The organism is Acidihalobacter sp. (genome assembly GCF_037381185.1).
In the GTDB taxonomy this organism is placed as follows: Bacteria; Pseudomonadota; Gammaproteobacteria; order DSM-5130; family Acidihalobacteraceae; genus Acidihalobacter_A.
Genome location: NZ_JARRQY010000006.1, coordinates 114,852 through 122,499 on the forward strand (window position 1 = coordinate 114,852; position 7,648 = coordinate 122,499).

Annotated in this window: 7 protein-coding genes; all 7 read left to right on the top strand. The window is 61.1% G+C overall.

Annotated elements, in window-relative coordinates; genetic code table 11:
• Complete coding sequence (gene zipA / locus P8014_RS03230) at positions 1 to 2,007, top strand: cell division protein ZipA (protein WP_337815867.1); 2,007 nt, start codon at positions 1 to 3, stop codon at positions 2,005 to 2,007.
• Positions 2,004 to 4,070: an NAD-dependent DNA ligase LigA gene (gene ligA / locus P8014_RS03235; protein WP_337815868.1), complete on the top strand. Its 2,067-nt coding sequence runs from the start codon at positions 2,004 to 2,006 to the stop codon at positions 4,068 to 4,070. Before zipA ends, ligA begins: the two co-directional genes overlap by 4 nt.
• Positions 4,067 to 4,714: a class II aldolase/adducin family protein gene (locus P8014_RS03240; RefSeq protein WP_337815869.1), complete on the top strand. Its 648-nt coding sequence runs from the start codon at positions 4,067 to 4,069 to the stop codon at positions 4,712 to 4,714. The genes ligA and P8014_RS03240 overlap by 4 nt, the downstream gene beginning before the upstream one ends.
• Entirely contained in the window at positions 4,711 to 5,529 is an 819-nt protein-coding gene (djlA, locus tag P8014_RS03245; protein ID WP_337815870.1) for a co-chaperone DjlA, read from the top strand. The genes P8014_RS03240 and djlA overlap by 4 nt, the downstream gene beginning before the upstream one ends.
• A 231-nt stretch (positions 5,530 to 5,760) precedes the next feature.
• On the top strand, positions 5,761 to 6,207 hold the full coding sequence (locus P8014_RS03250; RefSeq protein ID WP_337815871.1) for a GNAT family N-acetyltransferase: 447 nt from the start codon (positions 5,761 to 5,763) through the stop codon (positions 6,205 to 6,207).
• A 152-nt stretch (positions 6,208 to 6,359) separates the two neighbouring features.
• The gene (locus P8014_RS03255; RefSeq protein WP_337815872.1) at positions 6,360 to 6,731 is read left to right on the top strand and encodes a hypothetical protein; all 372 of its coding nucleotides are present in this window, start codon (positions 6,360 to 6,362) and stop codon (positions 6,729 to 6,731) included.
• Between the two features lie 319 nt (positions 6,732 to 7,050).
• Positions 7,051 to 7,428: a nuclear transport factor 2 family protein gene (locus P8014_RS03260; protein ID WP_337815873.1), complete on the top strand. Its 378-nt coding sequence runs from the start codon at positions 7,051 to 7,053 to the stop codon at positions 7,426 to 7,428.
• Positions 7,429 to 7,648 lie beyond the last annotated feature (220 nt).

Consider the following 7,648-nt stretch of genomic DNA (forward strand, 5'->3'; position numbering starts at 1 on the left):
ATGGATACCTTACGTTGGATTCTGTTGGTTATCGGTATTCTCGTCCTTGTTGGCATCTACCTCGTCGGCAAACGTGGTGAATGGCTCAAGCGCGGGCGCGGCGGCCGCGGACAGTACGACCCTAGGTTCGATGACGAAGGCCCCGACGTGCTCGGGCTGTCGGATTCGGAGGAGGAATGGGTCGACGACGTGCGTCCGGTTCGCTCGAAACCCGCTAGCAACGAAGAAGCACCCGCTTTCATCGCCAGCCGCGACGATCTTCCACCCGCAAGCCATGCGCCCAGCCTCGCGATCGACGATGCCCATGACGATGCGCCTCAGGTGCATGAACACATCGAGCTGTCGGCACAGTTGCGCGAAGAGCCCTCGGAAGACGACTGGGTCGACGACGTGCGTCCGGTCCACGGCGGGCACAGCGACGCGGCGGGTGGATTCGAGGCGGAGCGGACGCTTTCTGCGCCGCCGGCTTCGAGTTCCGACGAGTCCGAAGCGGACGACGAGGGTTGGGTTGACGACGTCCGTCCCATAGAGCGCGATATTCCGCCGCCAACTGCGCAAGGCGCGGGCGGTGAGGCCGGCCGCGGCATTCCGGCCAGCGTTGCATTGGAAGTCGGCGAACAGCCGACGCACGAGGAGGATAATTGTCCTGAGGACGTTCTGGTCATCCATGTCGCGGCCGCCCCATCGGTCGGCCGTTTCAAAGGCGAGGACCTCGTCGCCGCATTTGCCGATCTGGATCTGAGCTACGGCCCTCAGGGCATCTACCACCGGGAGGCCGGCATCGGAGCGCCGATGTTCAGCATCGTCAACCGCATCAAACCCGGTACCTTCGAGCCCGAGCGTATCGGCGAACTGCGTACGCCCGGCGTGACCTTGTTCATGCAGTTGCCGGGGCCGGATCAGCCCATGGTCGCCTTCCGTGTTATGAGCGATTGCGCACGCAAGCTCGCCGAGCGCCTGGGCGGGCAACTGGAGGATGAGCAGCATGCGGCGATGACGCCGCAGATGTTCAGCCGCTACGAAAAGCGCGTGCGCTTCCACGTCTCCGGACTGTACCGGCGCATGAGTGAGGCGGCCGACGAGCAAAGCGCTCAGGCGCAGACCGGCGATTACGTTGAATGCGAAACGACCGAAGAAACGTCTCCCGAAGCGCCGATGGACGTGTACCAGGAGCCCCGCTCGGCCGAAGGCCCGTCGGCGCCGCACGACACTCGGCCCGAGCCGGAGAGTCCGCAGGAGGCCGATCGGGACGACTCGACGCTTGCGGACCGAGCGGGGAATACTGCGCGCAAGCTGTTCGGCCGCTATGAAGCGCGTATGCGCTCCTTTGTCTCTGGGCTGTCCCAGCGATTGCAGGAACCTGTTGACGACGATGTATCGGATCCGCTCATGCGCAAATCCGGTGAGAGACCCGGGACGGCACATACAGACGCTTCGGAAGGGAGAGGCCGGGACGGCGCAACAGCGGAGGTCCGCACCGATGAATCGCATTCGACGCTGGAGCGTGCCGCATCGCGCCACAAGCCCGCAAGGCGCGACAAGACGCATGTCGAACCCGAGCCGGGCATGCCCGAAGAGCTGCTGATCATCCACATTGTCGCCGATCCGGCCATCGGCAGCTTCGGCGGCGAGCACATTGCAGAAGCCTTCCAGGGCTGCGATCTGAGCTACGGCGAGATGCAGATCTATCACCGGGAATCCAAGTCCGGACCACCGATGTTCAGCGTGGTCAACATGATCAATCCCGGCACTTTCGATCCGAGCAGCTTCTCCGAGCTGGAAACGCCCGGCATCAGCCTGTTCATGCAGCTGCCGGGACCGGAGCAACCCATGGTTGCCTTCCGCAACATGAGCGATTGCGCTCGCCGGCTTGCCGAGCAACTCGGCGGCCGCCTGCAGGACGAGACTCGCAGCACCATGACGATGCAGACGCTGAGCCACTACGAAGAACGCGTGCGCTCCTTCATTCAGCACCAGGCACGCCTCGCCGGAGGCCGGCGAGGGTGAGCCAGACGACATCTCCGGAACAGCGCGCAGCCGAACTGCGCGAGCAGATCGAACTGCACAACTATCGCTATTACGTTCTCGACGCCCCGCTGGTCCCCGACGCGGAATACGATCGCCTGATGCGCGAACTGCAGGCGCTGGAGGCCGGACATCCGGGACTGGTGACGCCCGAGTCGCCCACCCAGCGCGTCGGCGCCAAACCGGCCGTAGGCTTCGGCGAAGTGCGTCATGCCATCCCCATGCTGTCGCTGGACAACTGTTTCAGCGACGATGAGCTGACCGCCTTCGACCGTCGCGTACGCGAACGCCTCGAACGCGACGAGCAGGTGGACTACGTCGCGGAACCCAAGCTCGACGGCCTGGCCGTCAGCCTGCGCTACGAGGACGGCCGCCTCGTGCAGGGGGCCACACGCGGTGACGGCACCACCGGCGAGGACATCACCCAGAACGTTCGCACCGTGCACAGCATTCCTTTGCGCCTGCGCGGTGAGGGCGTGCCGCGCGTACTCGAGGTGCGCGGCGAGGTGTTCATGCCCAAGGCCGGCTTCGAGGAAATGAACCGCAAGGCCGCGGAACGTGGCGAGAAGACCTTCGTCAATCCGCGCAACGCGGCTGCCGGCAGCCTGCGACAGCTCGACCCGAGCGTCACCGCCTCGCGCCCGTTGGCGTTCTTCTGCTATGGCTGGGGCGAAGTCGAAGGCGCCGAACTGCCGGTCCGCCACAGCGAGATGCTCGAACGTCTGCGCGAGTGGGGCGTACGCGTCAGTCCCGAGGCGAAGGTGGTGTGCGGCGCCCAGGGCTGCCTGGATTACTACCGCGACATAGGGCGCCGGCGCGCGGACCTGCCGTACGAGATCGACGGTGTGGTCTACAAGGTGAATTCGCGCGAACAGCAGGCGACTCTTGGATTCGTCTCACGGGCACCGCGCTGGGCGATCGCGCACAAATTCCCTGCGCAGGAAGAGCTGACGAAGGTGCTCGACATCGAGTTCCAGGTCGGGCGCACCGGTGCGCTGACGCCGGTCGCGCGTCTGGAGCCGGTATTCGTCGGCGGCGTCACCGTCAGCAACGCCACGCTGCACAACATGGACGAAATCGAGCGCAAGGACGTACGTATCGGCGACACCGTGATCGTGCGCCGCGCCGGCGACGTCATTCCCGAGATCGTCGCCGTGGTCGCCGAACGCAGACCGGACAACGCCCGCAACATCGAAATGCCCGCCACGTGCCCGGTGTGCGGCTCCGAGGTGGTGCGCGCCGAAGGCGAGGCGGTGGCCCGCTGCACGGGCGGGCTGATCTGCTCGGCGCAGCGCAAGGAATCCCTGCTGCACTTCGCCTCGCGCCGCGCCATGGACATCGAAGGGCTGGGCGGGAAGCTGGTCGACCAGCTGGTCGAACTCGGCATCGTCGAACACGTTGACGATCTCTACGGGCTCCAGGCAGAACAGCTTGCCGGCATCGAGCGCATGGGCGACAAATCTGCGGCCAACCTCATCGGAGCCATCGACCACAGCAAGAACACCACGCTCGCGCGTTTTCTCTACGCCCTCGGCATCCGCGAGGTCGGCGAGGCCACGGCGCGTGCGCTGGCTGCACATTTCGGAACCCTTGACGCGCTGGAGGAAGCCGCAGGCGAGGACCTGCGCAGCGAGGACGATCCGGAGCTCAAGCCCAAGGACCGCTACCCGCGCCTGCAGGCGGTGGCCGACGTCGGCCCGGCGGTAGCCGCGCACGTGTGTCACTTCTTCGCGCAGCCGCGCAATCAGGAAGTGATCCGCAAGCTGCGCAAGGCAGGCGTCCATTGGGCCGAAGCCAAGCCGCAGAGCGAAGGGCCGCTGAAGGGGGCGACCTACGTGCTCACCGGCACGCTGGAGAGTCGGACCCGCGACGAGGCCAAGGCGGCTCTGGAAGCACTTGGCGCACGCGTGAGCGGTTCGGTGTCGAAGAAAACCACCGCCGTCATCGCCGGACGCGATGCCGGCTCCAAGCTCGACAAGGCCGAGAAACTTGGCGTCGAAGTGCTGGACGAGACCGGATTGAACGTCCTGTTGGAGCGTTCATGACGCCCGGCGAACAGCTCCTGACCGGCATGCAGCGGCTGGAACGCACCGGTCTCAATCAGGGGACCTCGGGCAACCTGAGCGTGCGTACCGGCGATGATTTCCTGATCACCCCCTCGGGCGTACCGGTCGAGCGCCTGCGCGCAGAGGACATGGTCCCGATGGATCTCGACGGCAGCCCGCATGGCACGCTGCGTCCCTCCAGCGAATGGCGCATGCATCGCGATCTGTACGCCGCCTTCCCCGAAGCGCAGGCCGTCGCCCACGCGCATCCCCCGCACGCCACCGCGTTGGCCTGTCGCCACGAAGATATCCCGGCCTTTCACTACATGGTCGCGGTAGCCGGTGGACACGACATTCGCTGCGCGGATTACGCAACCTTCGGCACGGCGGAGCTTTCCGCCAACGCAGTAGCCGCGCTGCGCGATCGCAAGGCCTGCCTGTTGGCCAACCACGGCATTCTTTGTTACGGCGCCGATCTGGAACGCGCGATCGCTCTCGCGGTCGAAGTGGAAACCCTCGCTCGGCAATACCTGCTCGCTCGCCAGAACGGCGAACCGGTATTGCTGGATGAGGCCGAAATGGGCAAAGTCATCGAAAGCTTCAAGACTTACGGCAAGCAGCCGGACAGGGAGACTAAGGTATGAGCTGGTGGGGCAAAGGACTCGGTGCCACCGTGGGCTTCGCGCTCGGCGGACCGCTGGGCGCGATGCTGGGAGGCGTGATCGGGCATCAGGTCGACCGCAAGAAGGATCAGTACGACACGAATCAGGCGCGGCTGTCCGATCAGCAGTCCACGACGCAGGCAGCGTTTTTCACCGCCACCTTCGCGGTGATGGGGCATATCGCCAAGGCCGACGGCCGCGTCAGCGAGCGCGAGATCGAGATGGCCCGCAACATCATGCAGCACATGCAGCTCAACGACGCCCAGCGCCGCGCCGCCATCGACCTGTTCAATCAGGGCAAGTCGGAGGATTTCGATCTGGAGGCCGTGCTCGAACAGCTCAAGCGCGTCGTGCACAGGCGCAGCACCCTGGTCCAGATGTTCCTCGAAATACAGATCAGCGCCGCGCTGGCGGACGGCATGCTCGACTACGCCGAACGTGCTTTGCTGCAGCATATCTCCCAGCGGCTCGGTTTCTCGCAACTGAAGTTCCAGCTTCTGTTCGCACGCGTGGCGGCAGCCATGGGAATGGCCGGTAGCGTTGGCGGACAGGGAAGGGCCGGACCCGAAATCGACGTGCCGCAGTCCCGCGTCGCGCAGGCCTACGCCGTGCTGGAGCTTGAGGAGTCGGCCAGCAACGACGAGGTCAAACGTGCCTATCGGCGGCTGATGAGCCAGAACCATCCCGACAAGCTGGTGTCGAAAGGTCTGCCCGAAGAAATGATCCAGCTGGCGACCGAGAAGACCCAGCAGATCAAGCAGGCCTACGAGACAATCCGAGAGGCGAGGGGGATTTAGAAGAGTTTCCCAATGAGTTTGTACTGGGGAAAAAGCTTGGATCTCTGAGTAACAAGCCCAATCTCGGCCTAATTCTGGAAGCGGCATGAAAGAGCTTTTACGCACATTCACGGCCAAAGATACCTGCCGAGTGGAAGAGGAACAATTCTCTGGCAAGTGGGCTGATTTCGTCGTCTGCGCACCTTTCGCAGCTCTTTAATAACATTTTCCAGAAGATTTTTAACGCCCTAAATGTTGATCAGAGCCTTCACATTCGAGGATTATCAACCGTCGATTGACCTTTGGTTCCGGATTGAAGGTCTTGGCTTGAATGAATCGGACACACCCGGAGCCATCTCTGCGTTCCTTGACAGAAACCCTGGTTTCAGCGCCGTTGCTACCGACACGGTCGGCAATATCATCGGTACCATCTTGTGTGGCCACAATGGTCGCGCAGGCTCGATCCAGCATCTTGCTGTTGCCGTTGAGTATAGGGGCCAAGGCATAGCCAAACGTCTGCTTGACTATGCGTTCGAACATCTTGCAGAAGCCGGCATTCCTCGCTGCAATATCTTTGTATACAACGACAATCATCAAGGAAACGCCTTTTGGTTAAACAATGGTTGGTCGGACCCGACAACCTGGCGCGTGCTGCAAAAACCTGTCGCCCTGGCGCCCGATCAAAAACTCGGCAGTTGAACTGCTAGGTGGCTTGGTGACATCACTGTTGCCTGATGTGTCGCCCAACACTGCGCCGCCTCTTCTCCGCTTTGTGGCATTAGCCGCCCGAGTTCAATCGTTAAAACCACGATGAAGGTTGTAAAGTGATAAAAACGATAAGAAAACGAATAATGTTACTGCTAGCCGGCCTGTTGGCTGTGACTCTTCAGTCCTGCGCCGTAGTATCGGTCAAGTCTTATGGGGCACGCCCTGCCACCGGATCGCAAAAGGATTTTGCGATACCGGGCTGTGAAAAAGCCTGGAATGAGATCGCAATGACAGATGACCTGTATGACTTGAGAACCTTGATCAAGAATAATTGCTCAAATCTCTATCGGGAAGGATGGAGATTGCCAGTAACCGGTGGAAATGACATTCCTGATGCGTGCGGTTCGGCATGGACCAATCTGAAAAGAGACAATCAATTGAGGAATGTCAAATTCATGGTGACGCATAACTGCCCGGTTTTTTATCGCAAGGGCTGGACAATACCATCGAAATAAGCCTGCCAATCAAATGTGTGAGCCAGACATGCCACAAAGCACATTTGGACTATTTTTGTCGCCACAGGGACAACCGTCATGCTGACGATCATGATTCACGCAAGAGTCAAGAGGGAAAAGTTGGCGGAATATACGGAAATGGCCGCCTTGCTGACAGATGAGACTAGAGGAAAGAGGCCCGGGTGTATTTCCTATTCCTTCAACCAGAACATCGAATCGCCGACGGAATTTGTGCTTTACGAACAATGGGAGAACCAAGAGACATCTCGACAGTCACATTCAAGCCCTATGTGAGCTTCTGCCTGATTTGGAGAGTTCGATGGTCACCCCTGAACAGGTCGTTCAACAGCAATTGGATGCGTACAACGCGAAAGACATCGAAGCATGGCTGAACACGTACTCGATTGATGCTCAGCAATTCGAGTTGCACGGAAACATCATGGCGTCAGGCCGCGAACAGATGCGCCAGCGTATGGAAGCCCGTTTTGCCGAACCGGACCTGCAAGCGGCATTGCTCAAGCGGACCGTTATGGGAAACATCGTGGTGGATCACGAGCGCATTACCAGAAACTTTCCAGAAGGCCTCGGCACAGTCGAAATGCTCTGTATCTACGAGGTTACAGACGGAGCGATTCGAAAGGCGACCTTCGCGCTCGGGGAACCCGCCCGCATTTTTGCGGATAGTCATAGTGGATGAACGAGCGACCCTTTATTTTGGAGCAAGATGGGAGCCGGGAAGTCCACGCTTGCGAAATCTTTGGCCGAAACGAAACGAGCGGTGTTTCTTTCGGAGGGACCTCACCGGATTGAGTGGGTGACTGACCGATTTATGAGTCGATTGGGGTAGAGATCGAGGCCGCCGAGATGGAAGTAGATGGCGTTATGAAAGCGAGCGCGGTTGCGAAAGCCATGGGCTC

What these genes read in the sequence shown, in the direction of transcription:
- zipA (WP_337815867.1), top strand. Translation starts at nt 1, where the DNA reads ATGGATACCTTACGTTGGATTCTGTTGGTTATCGGTATTCTCGTCCTT.
- P8014_RS03240 (WP_337815869.1), top strand. Translation starts at nt 4,067, where the DNA reads ATGACGCCCGGCGAACAGCTCCTGACCGGCATGCAGCGGCTGGAACGC.
- djlA (WP_337815870.1), top strand. Translation starts at nt 4,711, where the DNA reads ATGAGCTGGTGGGGCAAAGGACTCGGTGCCACCGTGGGCTTCGCGCTC.
- P8014_RS03250 (WP_337815871.1), top strand. Translation starts at nt 5,761, where the DNA reads ATGTTGATCAGAGCCTTCACATTCGAGGATTATCAACCGTCGATTGAC.
- P8014_RS03255 (WP_337815872.1), top strand. Translation starts at nt 6,360, where the DNA reads ATGTTACTGCTAGCCGGCCTGTTGGCTGTGACTCTTCAGTCCTGCGCC.
- P8014_RS03260 (WP_337815873.1), top strand. Translation starts at nt 7,051, where the DNA reads ATGGTCACCCCTGAACAGGTCGTTCAACAGCAATTGGATGCGTACAAC.